The 18,665-nt window shown below is 60.8% G+C and carries 12 protein-coding genes; 10 read left to right on the forward strand and 2 right to left on the reverse strand.

What is annotated here, in order from left to right; translation table 11 throughout:
* Positions 1 to 228: 228 nt before the first annotated feature.
* From ACQKRQ_RS25935 to ACQKRQ_RS25945, 3 genes are all read left to right on the forward strand, one after another.
* Positions 229 to 1,140 (forward strand): LysR substrate-binding domain-containing protein, encoded by a 912-nt coding sequence (locus ACQKRQ_RS25935; protein ID WP_427480885.1) that lies wholly within the window; start codon positions 229 to 231, stop codon positions 1,138 to 1,140.
* A gap of 177 nt (positions 1,141 to 1,317) precedes the next feature.
* A complete protein-coding gene (locus ACQKRQ_RS25940; RefSeq protein WP_427480337.1) occupies positions 1,318 to 2,787 on the forward strand; it encodes an amidase in 1,470 nt (489 codons plus the stop codon).
* A 67-nt stretch (positions 2,788 to 2,854) separates the two neighbouring features.
* Positions 2,855 to 3,898: a glutathione S-transferase family protein gene (locus ACQKRQ_RS25945; RefSeq protein WP_427480887.1), complete on the forward strand. Its 1,044-nt coding sequence runs from the start codon at positions 2,855 to 2,857 to the stop codon at positions 3,896 to 3,898.
* Between the two features lie 1,465 nt (positions 3,899 to 5,363).
* On the opposite strand, the gene ACQKRQ_RS25950 is transcribed toward ACQKRQ_RS25945, so the two are convergent.
* Positions 5,364 to 6,119, reverse strand: coding sequence for a TetR/AcrR family transcriptional regulator (locus tag ACQKRQ_RS25950; RefSeq protein WP_427480339.1), 756 nt, complete (start codon positions 6,117 to 6,119; stop codon positions 5,364 to 5,366).
* A gap of 191 nt (positions 6,120 to 6,310) precedes the next feature.
* On the opposite strand from ACQKRQ_RS25950, the gene ACQKRQ_RS25955 reads away from it, so the two are divergent.
* The 5 genes from ACQKRQ_RS25955 (at position 6,311) to ACQKRQ_RS25975 (ending at position 13,276) form a co-directional block, all read left to right on the forward strand.
* Positions 6,311 to 7,939 carry a bifunctional 3-(3-hydroxy-phenyl)propionate/3-hydroxycinnamic acid hydroxylase gene (locus ACQKRQ_RS25955; RefSeq protein ID WP_427480889.1) on the forward strand — a complete coding sequence of 543 codons (1,629 nt, stop codon included), beginning with the start codon at positions 6,311 to 6,313 and terminating at the stop codon, positions 7,937 to 7,939.
* Between the two features lie 13 nt (positions 7,940 to 7,952).
* The gene (locus ACQKRQ_RS25960) at positions 7,953 to 9,023 is read left to right on the forward strand and encodes a VOC family protein (RefSeq protein ID WP_427480341.1); all 1,071 of its coding nucleotides are present in this window, start codon (positions 7,953 to 7,955) and stop codon (positions 9,021 to 9,023) included.
* Positions 9,024 to 9,057: 34 nt separating this feature from the next.
* On the forward strand, positions 9,058 to 10,014 hold the full coding sequence (locus ACQKRQ_RS25965; protein WP_427480343.1) for a fumarylacetoacetate hydrolase family protein: 957 nt from the start codon (positions 9,058 to 9,060) through the stop codon (positions 10,012 to 10,014).
* The gene (locus ACQKRQ_RS25970) at positions 10,011 to 12,032 is read left to right on the forward strand and encodes an acyl-CoA synthetase (RefSeq protein WP_427480344.1); all 2,022 of its coding nucleotides are present in this window, start codon (positions 10,011 to 10,013) and stop codon (positions 12,030 to 12,032) included. Before ACQKRQ_RS25965 ends, ACQKRQ_RS25970 begins: the two co-directional genes overlap by 4 nt.
* 503 nt (positions 12,033 to 12,535) lie before the next feature.
* Positions 12,536 to 13,276, forward strand: coding sequence for an OmpW/AlkL family protein (locus ACQKRQ_RS25975; protein WP_427480346.1), 741 nt, complete (start codon positions 12,536 to 12,538; stop codon positions 13,274 to 13,276).
* A gap of 674 nt (positions 13,277 to 13,950) precedes the next feature.
* Here ACQKRQ_RS25975 and ACQKRQ_RS25980 read toward each other — a convergent pair.
* On the reverse strand, positions 13,951 to 15,750 hold the full coding sequence (locus ACQKRQ_RS25980; protein WP_427480348.1) for a diguanylate cyclase domain-containing protein: 1,800 nt from the start codon (positions 15,748 to 15,750) through the stop codon (positions 13,951 to 13,953).
* 954 nt (positions 15,751 to 16,704) lie between these two features.
* Between ACQKRQ_RS25980 and ACQKRQ_RS25985 the strand changes: the two genes are divergently transcribed.
* Positions 16,705 to 17,226, forward strand: coding sequence for a hypothetical protein (locus ACQKRQ_RS25985; RefSeq protein ID WP_427480350.1), 522 nt, complete (start codon positions 16,705 to 16,707; stop codon positions 17,224 to 17,226).
* A 411-nt stretch (positions 17,227 to 17,637) separates the two neighbouring features.
* The gene (locus ACQKRQ_RS25990; protein WP_427480351.1) at positions 17,638 to 18,015 is read left to right on the forward strand and encodes a hypothetical protein; all 378 of its coding nucleotides are present in this window, start codon (positions 17,638 to 17,640) and stop codon (positions 18,013 to 18,015) included.
* Positions 18,016 to 18,665: the final 650 nt, after the last annotated feature.

Below are 18,665 nucleotides of genomic sequence, written 5' to 3' on the forward strand. Positions count from 1 at the left end.
CGCATGCGTGCGCTCGTGGTCTAAGGCGACGTGGTGTCGTTTGGTGCCAGGTTTGCCGCGATCGGTGGGGTTCGGGCGCATTGACGGTCGTGGCGCGAGCGGGCTCCGGCCACGGGAACGGCCGTCATTGGGGGCGTCTGACCGTGGCACTGCGCGCACCCCTTGCAGTACCATGCGATGGAAGCAGACACCATTGGCCCCAAACCCAACCGCTACCAAGGCAGCCAGATGCTGGACCTGAAAGACGTTTTTCACTTCGTGCAAGTGGTCGACCGCGGTGGCTTTACGTCTGCCGGCAACAGCCTGGGGCTGCCCAAGTCCACGTTAAGTCACAGGGTCAAGGAGCTGGAGGCTTCGCTGGGCGTTCGCCTGATCAACCGGACCTCGCGCCAGTTCGCCTTGACCGACGTAGGCTCTGAGTTCTACCAGTACGCTGTCGCCTTACTGCAGAGCGCCGACGTCGCGGAACAGGCGATGCGCCAGAGGCTCGCGGAACCCAGCGGGATCATCCGCGTGACGGTAGCGGTCGAGCTTGCGCAGTTTGCACTGCGACAGGTCCTGCCGACGTTCCTGAGCAGCAATCCCAAGGTCAGCATCGTGGAAATCGCCACGGACAGGCTCGTCGACGTTGTCGGCGAGGGCTTCGACCTGGCGCTGCGCGGACATACCTCGGCACTGCAGGATTCCAACCTGGTCCAACGGCCCATTGTCAGGGCTCCATGGTATCTGTTTGCGGGTGCGGACTACCTCGAACGGATGCCACTCCTGGAGGCACCGGAGCAACTTGTATCCCATGCCATCGTCTCGATGGTGCGCAGAGGGCCGCTGCAGTGGCAACTGCGAGGCCCCGACGACAGACTCGTCACTATCCCGATCGAGCCACGATTCCAGAGCAACAGCATGATGTCCCTGAAGGAGGCAGCCTGTGCCAACGTTGGCGTGGCAGCCCTGCCCGGGTATATCTGCCGGTCCGAGCTGCAGGCCGGCGTGCTGCGGCAAGTCCTGCCGGGCTGGATCGCCGCGGATGCGCGCATCTCCGCGCTCATGCCCTATCGGACCGGACTGCTTCCCGCGGTGCGGTCGCTGGTCGATTTCCTCGCCGTGGAGCTGCCCAAGGTCACCGCGTTCGACGGCCGCTGACCCGGCCCTACCTCCTCTACCTCCAATGCCACGCGGGCCGAGCCCCGTGTGTCCCGCCGGGCGTTCCATATTCATGGACGCTGCGTTCGGCGCCAGCCAGCTTTCAAGATCGAGCCGATCAACTATCGTTTCCAACCAGGGATAAGCCAACCACAACGTCACCCTGGAGTGGAATACATGAATCAGTTGAACTGCCAGCCACAAGACGCGATCTTCTCCGGCCACGACATACTTCCGACGGCTGTCGCGTCGCTCGACCAGCAAGGCATCCGACGCCCATCCCGAACGACGGCCCCGCATTCCATGGGCTTACGCAACGCGCTGGATGCCCTAGCCACGCGGCAAATCACCGCCACGGCATTGACGGAGCAAGCACTCGAACGCGCGGAAGCCAGCAAGCGGCTACTCAATGCGTTCTCGGCGATCGATTGGGACCGTGCCCTGAAGGCGGCCGCGGAAAGCGATCGCCGCTATGGCGAACGCCGGCCGCGGCCACTGGAAGGACTGCCCATTGCGGTCAAGGATCTGATCGACACCAAGGGCATGGAGACCCGCTACGGTTCTGCCGCCTATCTCGGTCATGTGCCAGCCGCCGATGCGGACATCGTGAAAACTCTGGTGGAGCGCGGCGCGATCATCATCGGCAAGACCACGACGCACGAATTCGCGTGGGGCGTGACAACCGCCAGCGCCAGGTTTGGCGATACCCTGAATCCGCTGGACCATACACGCATACCCGGGGGTTCCAGTGGTGGCGCCGCGGCGGCGATTGCGCACGGTGCCATCATGGCGGGCGTGGGCACGGATACCGGCGGCTCGGTCCGGATTCCCGCCGCGCTGTGCGGCGTCGTTGGATACAAGCCCACGCTCGGCACGTTATCCACGCGCGGCGTGTTCCCCCTGGCGCCCACTTGCGACCACGTAGGCCTGCTCGGCGAGCAGGTCGACGACGTGCTGTTGCTCGCCGATGCCATTGACATCAAGGTTCCCGAGAGCGATGCGTGGCTGTCCGCAAGGCTGGGCGTCATTCGTGACATTGCACCGGTTCCACTCAGTTCGGAAATTGCGGTGGCATTTGATGGCGCGATGAAGCGGCTGGCGCAAGTCTTTTCCTGTGTGAACGTCAACACGTCCGGCCTGTTCGATGCGGTATTCGGTGCCTTCGCGAGCATCGTCCTGATCGAGGGCGGCATCGAGCATTTCCGCCGCAACAACTGGGACCGTATCTGGACGCACTACGACCCGGAAACCGTCGACCGGCTGAAACGCGCCGAAACCATGGACCTGCGCGCCTATGCGATGGCCCAGCAGGCCAGGCGAGATTTCACGGCAAGGCTGCACGAGGTGATGTCGACGGTTGACTATCTCGTGCTGCCGACATGCCCGTGCACCGCACCGCATCTCGATGCCGGCACCGTCAGCATTGGCGCCTGGACCGGCACTGTCCGCGAGGCGCTTATGACCTATACGGCACCGTTCAATGTCGCGGGATTTCCTGCCATTTCGATTCCCCTGGCGACCAGCGAACACAGCCTTCCCGCTGCCTTGCAGATCGTCGCGAAGCCCGGCGACGACGGTGCGCTGCTGCAGATCGCTCAGCAGATGGAGCTGATGCTGCGAACGGGCACCGCCCACAACAGTTGCTAGACGTCAACCCCACAAGGAGGAGACAACGATGAACGATAGTGCCAAACCTGAGTGCCAGGAACCAGCAATGAGCCATGACAACTTGATGGATATGGCGGCCGGTGCCCGTGCCGCCATCGCGGACCCCGCGCGAATCTCTCTCGTGGGTAGTGACGCCAACCCGCGCTTCGAACTGTTCCACGCGGCCAGTTCGCTCTGCTCGCAGAAAGTGCGCACGGTATTGTTCGAGAAGCACTTGCCGTACCGTTCGAACAACATGATGATCCTCGGTTCTATGGGTCCGGATGGCGTTGTTCCAGCCGAGCACTACCATCCGCCCTACGTCCGACTGCGGTTGCTTGCAGGCCGGGAAGTGGGGCGGGAACTTGTCAGCGGCTATAGCGGGCGCACTTCGGTGGAGACCGAAGGCTTTGATCCCTGCGCGGTCCCGTTGCTTGTGGACTACAAGGCTGGCCGTGTCATTGCCGATTCCAGACGGATCTGCTGCTATCTTGACGCGGTGTCGCGCGATCCCATTCACCTCGTGCCGGAAGATGCCGATGCGCGTGCCCAAGTGATGCATCAGGTGAGCATCGTCGATCGGATCCCGAACGGCACCTTGCTCTACGGCTTTCATCCCGATGCCGACCTGCGGCCTGAAGCGCTCAAGACGGCCATGGAAACGGTCTACGACTACAAGATCAAGGCGCTCGAAGCCATGATTGACGCCAATGCCGACGATGCGGAACTCGTTGCGGCCTATCGCGCGAAGATCGCGAAGGAGCGGGGCGGCAAGTCGGTCTGCCACGATGCGGCATTTCAACGCGCTGCACGTCGGCACGTCGCGGGCCTCTTGACGGACCTCGACCATGCGCTTGGTTCGTCGTCACCGTACCTCAAGGGGGAATCATTCTCGCTCGCCGATGTGCTGTGGGGTGTCAACCTGGTCCGGATGGCTTATCTGGGGCTTGCGTCAATGTGGGAAAACCTGCCCAACGTCGAGCGATATGTTGATGCGCTGGCCAAGCGTCCGTCCCTGTGCACGGAAGCGGTCCGGGCCACGGTCGATTCCATGCCGCCTTCGCGCTATATGTATGTCCTTGCCGGCTGCGGGGAGGGGGTGCCGGTGTAGTCCTCCAGCCCGACGGCACCGGTCAATGCCGGTGCCTTCAGTGCGCATTAAAATCGTCAACTCACGTTCCTCCTAGACCATGAAATCCTGAGGCAGGTGGTACACAGGGTCGACGTTTTGCGAAGCTTCGAGCCGCTCACGCTGCCGCGTCCTCGCGGCGCGCACCGCTATGACGTCTTCAGTCCGAAACTGGGGCGACGTCTGACGCTATACAGGCTCAACGCTTTCGAATCATGGCTGATGCTCGAAGCGGATCCCGCTGAAAAGACATTCTGTGAACGGCCTGGTTTTATGGCAGTCGACGGGCAACGCTGCGTCGTCGATTCCACGGCAAGGTTTAATGACCATAAATGCCCGGTAGTACTATCGGAGGCAACACCGGCGACGGATCGCCCGCGGAGTCGTTCACCCTGGGGCCGTACATGCCCTGGATTCTTCGATCGTCAGCTTCGTTACATATTCTCCAGGCAACCCAGCACGCCTCAACAATTGCACGTTCCATTGCAACACCATGGAGGTCACGGGAGTCGCCGGCGCGGCTGCAATCTTGTACGGTTGCGCGACTGCCACCGCGCCAACCATCATTGGGGAGTTTGTTTGCGGGCTCGGTGCGGTGGGTGCAATTTTGTGGAATTTCAGCTGCATTGACGACTGCGAAAATTCATATGGACCACAACCTGATCCGCCTCTCGTGGGAATGGCTGATGGAGACGACGGCGAGGGTGAGGGCGACGACGAGGGCGGAGGTGGCGAGGACGGATGCCGGAACGCTGGCGAGTCTCCTCTTCCGGTCATGCAAACCTAGGACGACCCGTGGGATCTTGCCTGATTGACCCTCGTAATGGCGAGTCGCGGCGCAAAAACCAGTTCGATAGATCTCGACGGTGCGCGGAATACCCTGTGCGAAGTGAGCAGGTCCGGGTGGATGTCTAAAGGGCGTCACTTGCATTGACCACAATTGCATCGCAACTCGGATCCCACGACGGCACAGCACGCCAGCGAGCAGCGATTTCTCAATGCACAGCTTGACGCCGTACGCGCGGGGAGCCGGCGCATGAGCGATACGGCTGCACTGTTTCAGGCGATGGGCGAATTCCGGCCGATCCGCTACACGTGGCCTCGGGAGAATGACTTGATTTCTGTGAGGTCGGGGAGAGCGTCACGCCTGAACCACGCGCTCTCCATTGGGCGACACTTCCGGTGCCAGGTCAGTCCGACCAGTTCGTTATGCAGGAAAGAGGGTGCGCCGTCGACTGAAGCAATTGAGCCGGCGCTACCGCCTGCGCCGCATGGCGCCGAAATTTTCTCGCTGCGGAGCGGGTCTGAAAGGAATGCTTCGCGTCGGCGGTTGAATGGAGTCCAGACCCGGATACAGATTGGTAGGCAAGGCCAGCCGGAAAGCACCGTTGCTCATTGTGCCGGGGCGATGACTCCAGTCCCGTCACCTACGTTATCGTCGCCCGCCTCACTCCCCATCGACTTCCGGCTCAATGAGCGGCAACGCTCGCATTGCAATCTTTTCCGCTTCCGCGCGCTTGAGCCCGAGTGTCTGCAGAAGCGTTGCGGCAGTGCGCTCGGCGAAGTGCTCTCCGCTGAAACCAAGTTCTTCGAGCAGTTGCGCCGCCGGCGCGCCCGGTGAGACGAAATTCAACTCGGCTGCAACTGCCGCGAGCACCGTGCCGCCTACCGAAAGAAAGCCGATGAAGGGGTCGGCAACCATGAAGCGCTTGGCGGCGATGCCATTTCCGATATCCCGCAGCAGCCGCTGACCCAGCCCGCGGCTCAGCATGCCTACTGAAAACCCTTCCCGTATCAGGAAGCGCCCCCATACCGGATCGCGCCGCGCACGCATCAGGGTATGACGCACCGAGACGGCGATCACTTCTGCGGGGTCGGACAGGCCCGCCGCGAGGCGATCGAGCATGTCGGCGAATTCCTCGAACACGTTGTCCACAAGCGTCGTGTAGATGGCTTCCTTCGACTCGAAGTGGTTGTAGAACGAGCCGAAGCCGACGTCGGCGGCCTCGGTAATTTCGTTGATAGCTACGCCTTCCATACCCTTTTCGGCCATCAGCGTCAAAGCAGCGTCGAGCAGGCGGGCGCGCGTCTCGCGCTTGCGACGGGCACCGCGCGGCTCGCGTTCTTCGGGAACGGCAACCGGGGAGACTGACGCCGCACGGGTAGGGCGCTTTGCTGTCGGGCGATTTGAAGTGTTCGGCATGATCGGTCCAGTTTTGGCCATACCGAAGTATAGATGCTATTGTCTACGTTGACAAAGCAATCAATTATGACTTTAATGTCATTAACGGCCGACTAGCGCCGGTCTAGCAAACAACAGACGGAGTGACTGTGGAGACAGCAGCAAACGATGGTTTCGCGCCGGACAGCCGGGATGGCGAGGGTCGTGCGCCAATTGAGGCATTTCCGTCGGCCGTAGATGTTTTATTGGTGGGATGCGGACCGGTGGGTGCCACCATTGCGAATCTGTTGGCACGACACGGCGTGAACGTGATGGTTGTCGACAGGTCGACTGAAGTATTCATGGCGCCCCGTGCGATCGCGCTCGATAACGAAGCGCTGCGCATCCTTCAGCTTGCCGGCGTTGCGGAGAGCGATTTCGAGACGATTGCCATACCGTACGTCCGCATGAGGTCGCCCATGCTGGGCCTGTTCGGCAGGGTGAATTCGCTGGGCAGTCTGGATGGCCATCCCAAGCTCGTCACCTTCTACCAGCCAGACCTGGAGCGGTGCCTGCGCGCCCGGCTCGCGACATACGACTGTGCGCACGTCGCGTTGGGGGTCGAGCTCAGGAGCTTCACAGAGGAGCGGGATCACGTGCTCGCATCGTTAGATCTTGGCCAGGGGCGCACTCATGTGGTCCGGGCCCGCTATCTGGTTGGCGCGGACGGGGCGAGTTCATTGGTACGCCAGCTCATTGGGCAGGAATTCAAGGGCAAGACGTTCGCCGAGGACTGGCTGATCGTCGATGCCCGCAATGTACCGCGTCCGATCGATCACATCGAGTTCATCTGCGATCACCGTCGGCCGATCCCGCATATGGTCGCGCCTGGCGGTCGCGAACGCTGGGAATTCATGCTCCGGCCTGGCGAGCGTCGCGAGGACATGGAATCCGAGGCGCGTGTCCGGGCGTTGCTTTCCCCCTGGGGCAATGTCGATGACATGATCATCGAACGCAAGGCCGTGTATCGCTTCCATGCGCGCGCTGTCGATGCATTCAGCAAGGGCCGGGTGTTCCTCGCGGGCGACGCGGCCCACATCACGCCCCCGTTCGTCGGGCAGGGGTTGGTCGCAGGTCTTCGGGACGCCGCCAACCTGTGCTGGAAGCTCGCATGGGTGGTGCAAGGACGTGCCGATGCAGGGATTCTCGATACCTATGACGAGGAGCGGCGCCCCCACGCAAAGGCGATGATCGACCTCGCGAAGTTTATGGGCAAGCTCGTCATGCCCCGGAGTGGGATCGTCGCCTTATTCACTCACGGGTTGATGCGTCTGTCGCGACTGGTACCGCGCCTGCGCGCCCAATTCGAGGAGCTGCAGATCAAGCCGAAGAATGCATTCCGCCGGGGGCTATTCGTCAAGGGTGGCTCGTCGACCAAGCTTGTTCGTGGCGCTGTTATCGCGCAGGGCTGGGTGCGAGGCTCGGACGGCGCCACGCGTCTGAGCGACGATGTGTTCGGCCAGGGGTTCACGCTGATCGGGTTTGGAGTAGATGCGGCGGCTGCGCTCGAGCACGCAACGGCCGCAGCGTTTGGGCGTGCCGGAGGGCGCGTTGTCCAGATTGCCCACCGGGGGCAACGGCTGCATCTTGCCCCGCGCGACAGCTGGGAAGACCTCGAAGGCGTATTTCTTCCCGGGCTGGTGCCCCTCGGGTGGGCTGCGGTAGTCCGGCCCGACAGGACGATCGTCCACGACGGCCCGGCCACCGATGCAAACCGTATTGTGCGCGAGAGCCTTGCCTTGCTCGGTAATCCCTTGAGCATGCCGACACCGGAAGTCGAAACCTCCATTCGAACCGCCTGATTTCTTATCCGTTATGAAACTGACCACTGCACAGCCGGCCCGTCATCCCAACCCCACGTCGAAAGCATCGGCACTGACCTATCTGATATTCGATCGGCCAGACCTCGAGAAAGCCGAAGCTTTTCTCAATGATTTCGGGCTTCGAACCGTGTCGCGCACTGAAGAACTTGTTCTATTGCGAGGAACGGGTGCTTCGCATTTCTGCTATGTGGTCCAAAAGGCACCGAAATCCCGGTTCGTTGGTTTTGGGCTAAAGGTCGATAACAGGGCCGATCTCGATGCACTTGCCAAGCTGCCTGGTGCCTCCGAGGCCGAACGGTCGTCCTTGCCCGGCGGCGGCTATATCGTACGACTGACTGATCCTTCCGGCTTTCGCGTCGATGCAATATGGGGCCAGGCGCCAGCTTCGACGCTGTCCCACCGGCCGCCATTGTCGTTCAACTCCGTGGATGCGGCCGTCCGGATTAACGGAACACAGCGACCGCCTGAGTGCTCGCCAGAAGTTATCCGGCTCGGGCATGTCGTGCTCGAACTCGCTGACTTTCAGGAAACCTGCGCATGGTATGCGCAGCATTTCGGCTTTATCCCAAGCGATGTGCAGGTGCTTCCCGATGGCTCGCCCGTCGTCGCGTTCATGCGACTCGATCTTGGTGACAAGCCGGCCGATCACCATACGCTCGCGCTTGCACAAGGCTTCCTGCCCACCTACAGCCATAGTGCCTACGAAGTCGTTGACGCCGACGCGGTCGGCATGGGCCAGCGCGTCCTGCGCGAGAAGGGCTGGACGCACGCGTGGGGGATCGGCCGGCATATTCTGGGCAGCCAGATCTTCGACTACTGGCAGGACTCTTGGGGCGACAAGCACGAGCACTATTGCGACGGCGATCTCTTTACTGCCGATGCGCCGACCGGTGTCCATGCCGTGAGCCGTGAGGCGATGGCGCAATGGGGCCCGACAATGCCGCGCAGTTTCACAAAACCAAAATTCACGCCTGCGAGCGTCGTGGCGCTCTTCAGGAACCTGCGCCGCAGCCCTGATCTGACGCTGAGCAAGCTGCGTTCGCTGGCAAAGCTTTTCGCCTGAACCAATCCCTTCCATAGAATCCGGAGATCTAAAAATGGCACTTCACGTTCTGCATTATTTGCATCAAGGCCGCGCCCAGTGGGGCGTGGTAGCTAATGGTGCTATCACGCCGATTCCCGGCGAATTCAGGTCGACCGCCGAGTTTATCGAGGCTAACCCGGTCGAGCGGCTGTTCCTGCTGAGTGGCCCGACGATTCCCGAATCGCAAGTGCAATGGTTGTCGCCCGTAACCGCCACCCAGCAGTTCATCTGCCAGGGCGCGAATTATCGCCAGCATATGATCGAGTCCGGCATGGACCCGGATGTGAAGAAGTTCAACATGATCTTCACGAAGGCGACGAGCTGCATCGTTCCGGCCGACGCGGCCGTCGTGAAGCCAAATGAAGTCCGGTTCCTCGACTATGAGATCGAACTCGGTCTCGTCCTCAAACGCGACGTGACCTCCCGCGAGACCGTCACCGACGACAACCTGCATGACTACATCGCCGGCGCCGTGATCGTGAACGACTACTCCGCGCGCGACATCCAGATTCCGCAGATGCAGTTCTACAAGGGCAAGAGCTATCGCACGTTTGGCCCTGTCGGCCCTTACCTTTGCCTGCTGGAGAAACAGGATATTCCGAAGCTGAAGGAGCTCGTGCTGACGCTGACGGTAAACGGAACGGTCCGCCAGAATGACTCCACTGCGGGTCTCGTCTACGGCCCGGCAGAGACCTTGACGGAGCTTTCCGGCATACATGACCTGCGCGCTGGCGACCTGCTCGCGACCGGGACGCCGTCCGGCTGTGCGCTGAGCGTTCCGTCACCCGAGAAGCAGCGCGCCGCGGCGCAACTGCCTGAAGCGGAAAAATGGCGTCTCTTCCTGAAGATGCAGGAGGAGAGGCCACAGTACCTGCGGGTTGGTGACGTCGTGGAGGCGTATATCGCCAGCTCTGACCGCTCGATCAATCTGGGCGTACAGCGTAACGTCGTCGTGGAAGAGGCAGCATGACAGGCGTCGCAAACGTACACGATGTCCTTGCCATTGAAACGAAGGGGCAGCCAGCGGATCTCCCGTCGGGCACCTACGAGATGATCTGTCGGGGCGCGGCCCTCAATCCGTCTGCGCCCGCACTTTCGTTCTTTGCAACGGCCGACGACTACAGGAATGCCGAGTGCTGGACGTATAGTGAACTGGTGCACGATGTCACGCGAACCGCCAACATGCTTGCACGCCTGGGAGTACAGCGCGACTCAGTTGTCGCATACGTCCTGCCCAACCTTCCTGAAACGCATTTTGTGATCTGGGGCGGGGAAGCTGCCGGAATCGTCTGCGCGATCAATCCGCTGCTTGAGAGCGAAGCCATCGGTGAATTGCTCAACGCTTCATGCGCAAGCGTGCTCATAACCCTGGCGCCGTTCCCCGGAACTGACCTTTGGCAGAAGGTGCAAGCGGTACTGCACAAAGCCCCTTGCCTGCAGGAACTGGTGCTCGTGAATCTGGCCGACCGCATGCCGGGCGAAAAGCGATTCGCGGCCCGGATGCTGCAACATGGCGAGTGTTCAAGACTGCATGGTCCTGGCGGCGTTCACAGTGCCGTGCCTTCGCATGTTGGGATACACGATTTCAGCACCGCAATCGCGAGGGAGGACGGGGAGACGCTCAGCAGCACGCGTCGAGTGAGCATCGACGATGTATCGTCCTTCTTCTGCACAGGCGGCACCACGGGGCTGCCGAAGATTGCGATTCGCCGGCACGGCAACGAGGTGGCCAATGCGTGGAACGCGGGTCAGTTCTTCGGCGAAAGCATCGGTCCGGGAAAAACGATTTTCTGCGGATTGCCGCTTTTCCACGTCAATGCCGTGATGGTGACGGGTCTGCTGGCGTTCTCGCGTGGTGCCCACGTCGTGCTCGGCACACCGCAAGGTTATCGGGGCGAAGGCGTCGTCAAGCGCTTCTGGGAAATTGTCGAGCATTACCGCATCAACTTCTTCAGCGGTGTCCCGACACTGTACGGATCACTGCTGGACGTTCCGGTTGGCGAACGGGATATCAGCTCGCTCGAGTATGGACTGTGCGGCGCCGCCCCCATGCCGGTCGAATTGCTTCGCACTTTCCAGGATCGCACAGGAATCAGAATCCTTGAGGGCTACGGCCTCACGGAAGGCACCTGCGTTAGCAGCGTGAACCCACCGCTTGGCGAGCGCAGGGTCGGTTCGATCGGTCTTCGTCTGCCCGGTCAGGCCATGAAAGCCGTGGTGGTCGACGAAACCGGCCGGTATGTACGGGATTGCGTTGCGGATGAGGTCGGCCAGCTGGTTATTTCTGGTCCAAACGTGTTCGCTGGCTATACCCGGCCGGAGCAGAACAGTGGCATCTGGATGGAGGGTGGTGACGGCGGCCGCTGGCTCATTACCGGCGATCTGGGACGCTGCGACCCCGACGGCTACTTCTGGCTCACCGGCCGGAAGAAGGAGCTGATTATCCGGGGCGGACACAACATCGACCCCGCGGCAATCGAAGAACCATTGCATCGCCATCCCGCAGTCCAGATCGCCGCAGCCGTAGGCCGTCCCGACATGCACGCGGGCGAGTTGCCGGTTGCCTATGTCCAGCTGAAGCCGGGCACAACGACAACCGAAGCGGAATTGGCCGAGTTTCTGCGTCACGAGATCAACGAACGCGCCGCGTTGCCAAAGGGGATACGAATCGTGGATGCGATGCCGCTGACGGGCGTCGGCAAGATCTTCAAGCCGGCGCTGAAACGGCGCGAAACGGCAGACGCCCTGGAGTCAGCCCTCGTAGAGGCTGGCGTTGAGGATGCAACCGTTAGCCTCATTGACGACACCTCGCGCGGAATTTCACTTCACGTCGAACTTGGCGACCCCGCGTTCGAAGCATTGGCGACTTCCGCGCTCGGACGCTTTCCGTTCGCATTTTCGATCTCGGCCGCCGGGAGACCGCCGAAGGCGGAGCAGGCGACGGGGACGGACCCGGCAGCGACAGATGCGCAGGGCAGCCCAACGTGAGACGAGCCACGACATCAAAGGGACGCGTTTGGTCATGCGCCCGGATTAAAGGTTAATCGGGCGTACGCGCCGCGATGACACGATTCAAATGCTTGCCGGTGCCTATAAATCAGGAACCCTAATTGTGTGGAAGGAAAGTATGGGCGTTACATCAAAAAGGTCTTTGCGTTCGCAGGTTGAAAAATGGCTCGGGCTGACTTCTTCGACACCGGTTCGGGTTACCCGATTCAGCCGTGCACGTTCGAATCAGAGACCGTGCGTGCGCATCGAGCTACTGCTGCCGGCAGGCCCGCTTGGATTCTTCTTCAGGCACCGCGACGGCACGTGGTGCGTGTTCCCGCCTGAGACGGAACGCGTGGCCATGCACGCTTACCAGGGTGCAGGGCAATCGGAGTGTGTGGCATGTCTAGCTGTACCAAAGGAATAAAGCAATCAACTAAGCAGAGTCAGCCGCAACACCAATGATTCATAAAAACTTCCAGACATAGCGACAGGAGAGAGACATGAGGAATTACAAACGCGCAATCAGTTCGATCGGTATGGCGGCTTGCATCTGCTCGGCCGCGGTTATCGACAATGCCCATGCGCAGTCTGCCGGAAGCATAACGCTGTCGACAGGATGGCTTCACATTGCGCCACAGGGCGACGCAACGCCACTGACCGTGGAAAGCATTGGCGGCGTAGCGGTGAATCAGCAGCTATCTGGTAGCGGAGCGCATGCCAGCTCGACGGACACGGTGGGAATTACCACCGAGTACTACGTCACGGACAACATTGGTGTCGCCATGCTTTTCGGATTACCGACGAAAGTGAATCTGGTTGGCGACGGGACGCTACAGAAGTATGGCAACCTCGGCACGACAAAGCCGATGCCGCCCGCCATCGAAGTTCGATACCACCTGTTTTCAGCCGAATCGAAATTCCGTCCGTTCATAGGGCTCGGCGTGAACTACACGTGGTTCACCCAGGTTCGCACAACCAATAGCCAGTTTGTCACTGATAGCCTTGGCCCAGGCGGCTCGACACATGCGACACTCAGTTCATCGTGGAACCCTGTATTCGAGGTCGGGGCAAATTACGCGATTACAAAACACTGGTCGGTCGGAACCTCTCTCGGCTACGTTCCGGTGAAAACCCACCTTACGTTATACGGGCAGACCGCGACGGGAACGCAGATCGTTTCCAGATCGACGCTCCGGCTCAATCCACTTAACGTCTTCCTGAACGTCGCCTATACGTTCTAGCGTGCACAGGTCGTCGATGCGCCAATCGCTGGTTTGAACATCATTGAAGGGTCGGGTGCTGCCATTTGAGGTACGGGAGCATCGGCCGAACGGTGATTGAGAGCACTCGGACAATAGGTGCCGTTCGCGCAACACAGAAGGCCGTCATTCCAACGACCGCGTAGCCATTGATTGGGCGCTTGGCTCTGCCGTGGCTTTCTGCTATACAACTAGACGTCGTCACGCAGGAGGTGCCAATGCCGCTCATTGTCCGATCTGCAAACGCTGTCTCACCGAGGCCGCAAGATCTCGAGGTCAATATTTTGTGAGCGCGAGAATGGGCGCCTCCACGCGAAGCCATTCCTGGCGACGTGGCCACCCCTTTACAGGTCGACGGTACAGCGCAAATGGGCCACTTTCCAAGGAACGAGGCTCGTCCTGAGTTCAGGGAATACGGCTTGCTCGCATCAAATCATCCAATGATACCGGAGACCGACATGGACACGGCTCATATGGATATGCCTGGCATGACTCCCGATGACAGCACGATGCCTAAGAAAAACCGAGCAACAAATGCCTTAAAGTTTGCCAGCGCCAGGCCGCCGAAGCTCTGCGCGCTCGGCGACATCCTTGCCCGCACTCGCCACGTCAAGTACAGAGGGCCGCTGTCCGTGGTTTGCTATGCACTGTCCGCGTCACAATCCTGGGCCATCTTTGTCGTCGGCCCCGGCCACACATGTCTGGTTGCGTCCTCGCCGCTTTGCCGTATATAGCGCTCTATCCGCGGTTGCAACCAGGTTAAGGCTGTCTCCGCCACTGTCCACTTGTTGCGCCGCCACTCCGCAACTGACAGTGACAATACCGGCGGCGGAAGCGACATGTGGAATCTGGAGACTTTCAACGGCCTGCCGGATGCGCTCGGAAACTACGCGCGCTCCGTCCGGGTCGGTTTCCTTCAGAATCAATGCAAACTCATCCCCACCGTAGCGCGCGACGGTGTCTCCAGGACGTTTCGCCGAGGATGCAATAGCTTGCGCTATTGCGCGCACACATTCATCGCCAGCCTGATGACCGTATCGGTCGTTGTAGCTCTTGTATCCGTCGATATCGACCATGACAATCGCGACAAAACTGCGGCCTTCTTTCCAGAACTCCGGCTGCGATTGAAGTGCCAGTTCGCGGTCGAAGTACCGACGGTTAAAAACGCCGGTCAGTCCGTCCCGGAAGGCAAACGCATGCAATTGACTTCGCTCATCTGCGAGGCGTTGCTCTGCCGCCCGGCGCTCCGTAATGTCGTGCGCTGTCGCCGTGAGCTCCTGAGGGCTTGCCGCGAAACCCTTCGATGACATGGCGAAGGTGCATTCCATCCACAGGACCTGGCCATCTATGCGCTGGAAGCGAATCACCTGGGAAGCCCCGGCCGCACCCATCGCCATGCTCCTAATTGTCGCAGCGAGGGCATCGCGGTCGTCGGACAGAACCAGGTCCGGGAGGTGCAAACCAACAAGGTTTTCAGGGGCGATTCCTATCACCGCCGTAGCGCGTGGTGAAACGTACGTGAGCCTGCCATCGGGTGCCATGCTCATGACGATATCGGTCGCGTTCTCTGCCAGTATCCGATATCGCTGCTCGAGGTCACGGAACATTGCAAGGAGGCGGCTACGCCCCGTCTGCGTGGCGCTGATAGGTAAAGCAATGCCCATTGCCGCGACGAGAAAAAGTTGGACCGCAAAGACGCGGCTGTGCATGTCCCCATAGGGAAACGTCCACAGCGGTCCCGACCCGCTAACGGTGAACGACATCGCAATCGCGAGGCACAGGAGCAACCCGACCATCAAGCCTGCCATGTCTGCCTGAAACGCCAGTAACACGATGGGCAGGAGCGCCCAGTACAAATGCGGAAAGTGATTTTGCCCGAATACGCCGGTCGTGATGACGCAAACCAGGAGCAGGAGGCACCCCGTCCTTCGCCGACGCTCGACACGCAGCAGTTGGGTCACCTCCCCGGTCCAGAAGACGATGGCGGCGGGCGTCAATATGGCGAGGCTCAAGGCATCCGAGATGAACCAGTTGCAAAAGTTTTGCAGCAGATGGCCGACCAGCTGTTCGTGCAGCATGGACGTCACAAGCAGCCCGGACACAGCCGGCGCGAGCAACACCGCACCGGCCATGAATTTCACGAGAGGCTTTGGACGAAACAGTTCGGCGACCGTTGAGATTGGCGGGGCGAATGCCAACGCCACCAGCACCTCGAGGAGGTTGGCGCACAAATATGAGACGGACACGAATAGACGTTCACCAACCAGAAGGCCGGCGCTTAAATAGCCCAGTAAGGCCCCGGCAAATGCCCAGCATCGCTGTCTGTGCGGTGCCACTAAAATTTGCGCAAGGAGGGCGGCATTGGTCAACCAGATTGGACCGATTTCTCCGGCTGTTGCCTTGAGCGCCCTGCTGACAAGGCTCGTCGCCGTCGTCACCGCCAATGCGAGCACCATGGCCCGGACAGCGTTGTCCCAGCCTGGTGACAGCATTGTTTCGACGAGTGTGCTCGATCGGGTAGGCGGCTTCTCGGATGGCTGTCCCAATTGTCTTCTCTCAGGTTCTTGTTATTGCGAACTCGGGCGGACGCCTCCTTGAATCGCGCCGGTCTTTCAGGCTATTGTGAACGAAGCACCGCCATGCAACTACAAGCCGACCTCAAGTTGTCCGCGGCCACCACTAATTCGAAGTTTCCATCAATTCAGTGCTTTCCATTGATTCCGTATCGGCGCAAACCTGTTCGGGAAACTTCCACGTTTACCCGCAGTCACTGCTTTCGGTTCAACACAGGAATTGCGCGTCGACAGCGTATGCTCACGCGTAACCTCACACCCAACGGCTTACCCGGATACTGAGCGGAGTACCCCAAGCATGCTCACCAGCGTAGGCAGTTGCTGCAGATGTGCAAGACATTCGCCAGGCTGACTCGGACAGAACCTTCACAACCTGCGAATCGGCGTTTCCAGCGCCTTGCCGCGACGACCCTTGTGGCGATTACCGGTCATGCCGATGATGCAGGCAGGCAGCCCTCGAAAAGTGCTTCGATGTCCATGTGCCCAAGCCCGCCAATGCAAGCAAGCTTGAGCGGTTTCGGATTCGGCTTGGAGCGAATGACCAGGGTCTGCAGACATCCGCACGACCTGCCACGAAAAAATAAGTGTTCTTCGGCGCTGGAAACTGCGCGACTCTCATGCCTTCGGCGCCGTGGTCGTATCGATGCGATGGAGGCATGCGCAGCTTGCCCGCTTCCCTCCAGACTGAAGCAGGGTCCAGGGCAGGCAGCGTCGACATCCCGCCGCCGTGGACCGGCGACCATCCCCGTCCTCGAACGATGCGCAATGCGCTCGCTGGCCGTCACCGTGAGAGCGGCTAGTATCATTCATAGGGGCGCAATGAATGGAGATTCTGCAATGGATGACCGACTTGATAGACGAGAACTGCTGCTTCACCTCGGGGACATGCTCGAAGCTTTGAGCTGTTTGACCAGGGCAGGTCGGCCGGATGCGCTGGTGGCTCAACTTGCGAAGGAGCAAGATTCGTTGCAGGACTTCGGGTTCCTCCGGGCGCTTGCCCCGAAGATGACGGTAGCCGAGTTCAGCGCACGCGTTGCCAGCGCATTCTTCCTGTGGCCAAAAGAGCTGCTTGACTCTGAGCTCAACAGGAATCTGCTGGCTTCAACCGTTCAGCACGACCTCTTTGACGGCAACCGCGACGGCTGGAAGGCGTATGTCGCCCACATGCAGAAGAAGGTGAAGTGGTATGGAGCTGGGCTTCCCGAAATAAAAGCGGACGCCCCGTCCGGACTGACGCTCGATGCCGCTGAGGATGCGAGTCCGGTCGAAGCGTCTGTCGGGGCAGCGCCAGCAACTGAGTGGGATGCGCCCGACGAGAAGAAGGGTTGGCCTTGGCCCCAGCCAGGCTCGACGTCCTGATGCACTGCTGCTCGAACCAGGAAAGAACCAGAGACAAACGGAAGCTTTAGTCCGGGGCACTCAGGTTTGTGTTTCCTTTGTTCGCTGCTCAATTCACCGTCCCCGTGAAGGTACAGACGAAGGGCGGCAGCGAGCGCCTACCGGTGCAGAGAACGGCAAGGACTCGATTGGCAGAAAGAGGCGAACGACAGTTCAGGTGGGAACGAGACCACCCTCCGGGTAAGCTCCGCCAGCGGGCTTTTCGTAACGGGCAAGTGGCGCCTGGAACACTGCTTCCTCCTCAGGCATCGTGGCTGGGGTCAGTCCGGCATCCGCCCGTACCCGCTCCATTTCCTCTGTTCCAGCGCTGAAGTATGCTCATAAGTGCGCGCCGCATCACATCGTGGCGTCGCGACGAGACAGGAGCATGTCATGAAGCCCTTCCCGGCAACGGCGCGCGGCGGTAGCGCCCTTGCACTGCTTGCGCTGTCCGGCTGCTACTACGTCGGCCCCGGCTATTATCCATACGGATACTATCCCGCCGTTCCTGGTGTCGCTACCCAGCACGAAGTCCCTGCTCAAAGCTACGGCTTGTCGAACGGCGCGGACGCCCAGAACATCCCGCCCGCATCGCCGCGTGAACCCGCGTATGTCTTCCCGGCGCCCATGTACGTCGTGCCCGCCTACTACCCTGCGTACTATCCTCCTTACCCGTGGTATGGCTGGCCCGGCTGGTGGGGGCCGTCGGTGTCGTTCAACTTCGGCTACTGGGGTGGTGGACGTGGCCACTGGGGCGGGCATGGCCATTGAACCGCCCAGGTTCCGCAATCGCGCTGCGTAACCGCGAGAGCTGCAGTCAAGCAGGCAGAAGAAAAGTGTGAGCCGAAGCGCGTTGTTTTTCGCCGCATTTGGTGACCGTTTATAGGCTTCGCCACGATACACACCGCAAACCAGACGGAGCGAGCGCCATCGGTATTGCTCGCCCTTTGGGCTACGAAAGTTCTGTGAGCAACTACACGGCGGAGCCGGTGCGCGCACTCTCACCCGCCGGGCACTTCAGGCGGCGTTCAGTCCAGCGCTTCCTTCCCGACGGCTGAACCATTTCGTTGACGAAGCGTCCCGCGCGCGCCAGCCAAACGCGGCCGGATGGATCCGCGCCTGGCGCAAGCGCAGTCAGCCAGACGTTGGGGCCGGCCGACGGGCTGGTCGTTTCCGGTATCGCGATGGCGGGCGTGGGCGCTTCTGCGCTCTCCGCCGGGGCCGGCTCGTCCGGGGGGGGCAAACCTGAAGCGCAGGCGGGGAATTCCGCTTCAGATTACGCGCCTGACGCCATAAAACCGTTTTCCGGCCGGGAATGGCACCGGTCGCCGCGATAACTGCGCTTATCGCCGCAAACCCCGGTCGACGCTCACCAGCTGGCGAAGGCCATTGGCGCACTGTGCGCCGGAGACCGCCTCGGG

It is taken from the genome of Paraburkholderia sp. NPDC080076 (assembly GCF_050281145.1).
Classification (GTDB): Bacteria; Pseudomonadota; Gammaproteobacteria; order Burkholderiales; family Burkholderiaceae; genus Paraburkholderia.

Coding starts and splice junctions, on each gene's coding strand:
- ACQKRQ_RS25935 (WP_427480885.1), top strand. CDS start 229: ATGCTGGACCTGAAAGACGTTTTTCACTTCGTGCAAGTGGTCGACCGC.
- ACQKRQ_RS25970 (WP_427480344.1), top strand. CDS start 10,011: ATGACAGGCGTCGCAAACGTACACGATGTCCTTGCCATTGAAACGAAG.
- ACQKRQ_RS25965 (WP_427480343.1), top strand. CDS start 9,058: ATGGCACTTCACGTTCTGCATTATTTGCATCAAGGCCGCGCCCAGTGG.
- ACQKRQ_RS25950 (WP_427480339.1), bottom strand. CDS start 6,119: ATGCCGAACACTTCAAATCGCCCGACAGCAAAGCGCCCTACCCGTGCG.
- ACQKRQ_RS25985 (WP_427480350.1), top strand. CDS start 16,705: ATGGATGACCGACTTGATAGACGAGAACTGCTGCTTCACCTCGGGGAC.
- ACQKRQ_RS25960 (WP_427480341.1), top strand. CDS start 7,953: ATGAAACTGACCACTGCACAGCCGGCCCGTCATCCCAACCCCACGTCG.
- ACQKRQ_RS25980 (WP_427480348.1), bottom strand. CDS start 15,750: ATGGTGCTCGCATTGGCGGTGACGACGGCGACGAGCCTTGTCAGCAGG.
- ACQKRQ_RS25940 (WP_427480337.1), top strand. CDS start 1,318: ATGAATCAGTTGAACTGCCAGCCACAAGACGCGATCTTCTCCGGCCAC.
- ACQKRQ_RS25990 (WP_427480351.1), top strand. CDS start 17,638: ATGAAGCCCTTCCCGGCAACGGCGCGCGGCGGTAGCGCCCTTGCACTG.
- ACQKRQ_RS25945 (WP_427480887.1), top strand. CDS start 2,855: ATGAGCCATGACAACTTGATGGATATGGCGGCCGGTGCCCGTGCCGCC.
- ACQKRQ_RS25975 (WP_427480346.1), top strand. CDS start 12,536: ATGAGGAATTACAAACGCGCAATCAGTTCGATCGGTATGGCGGCTTGC.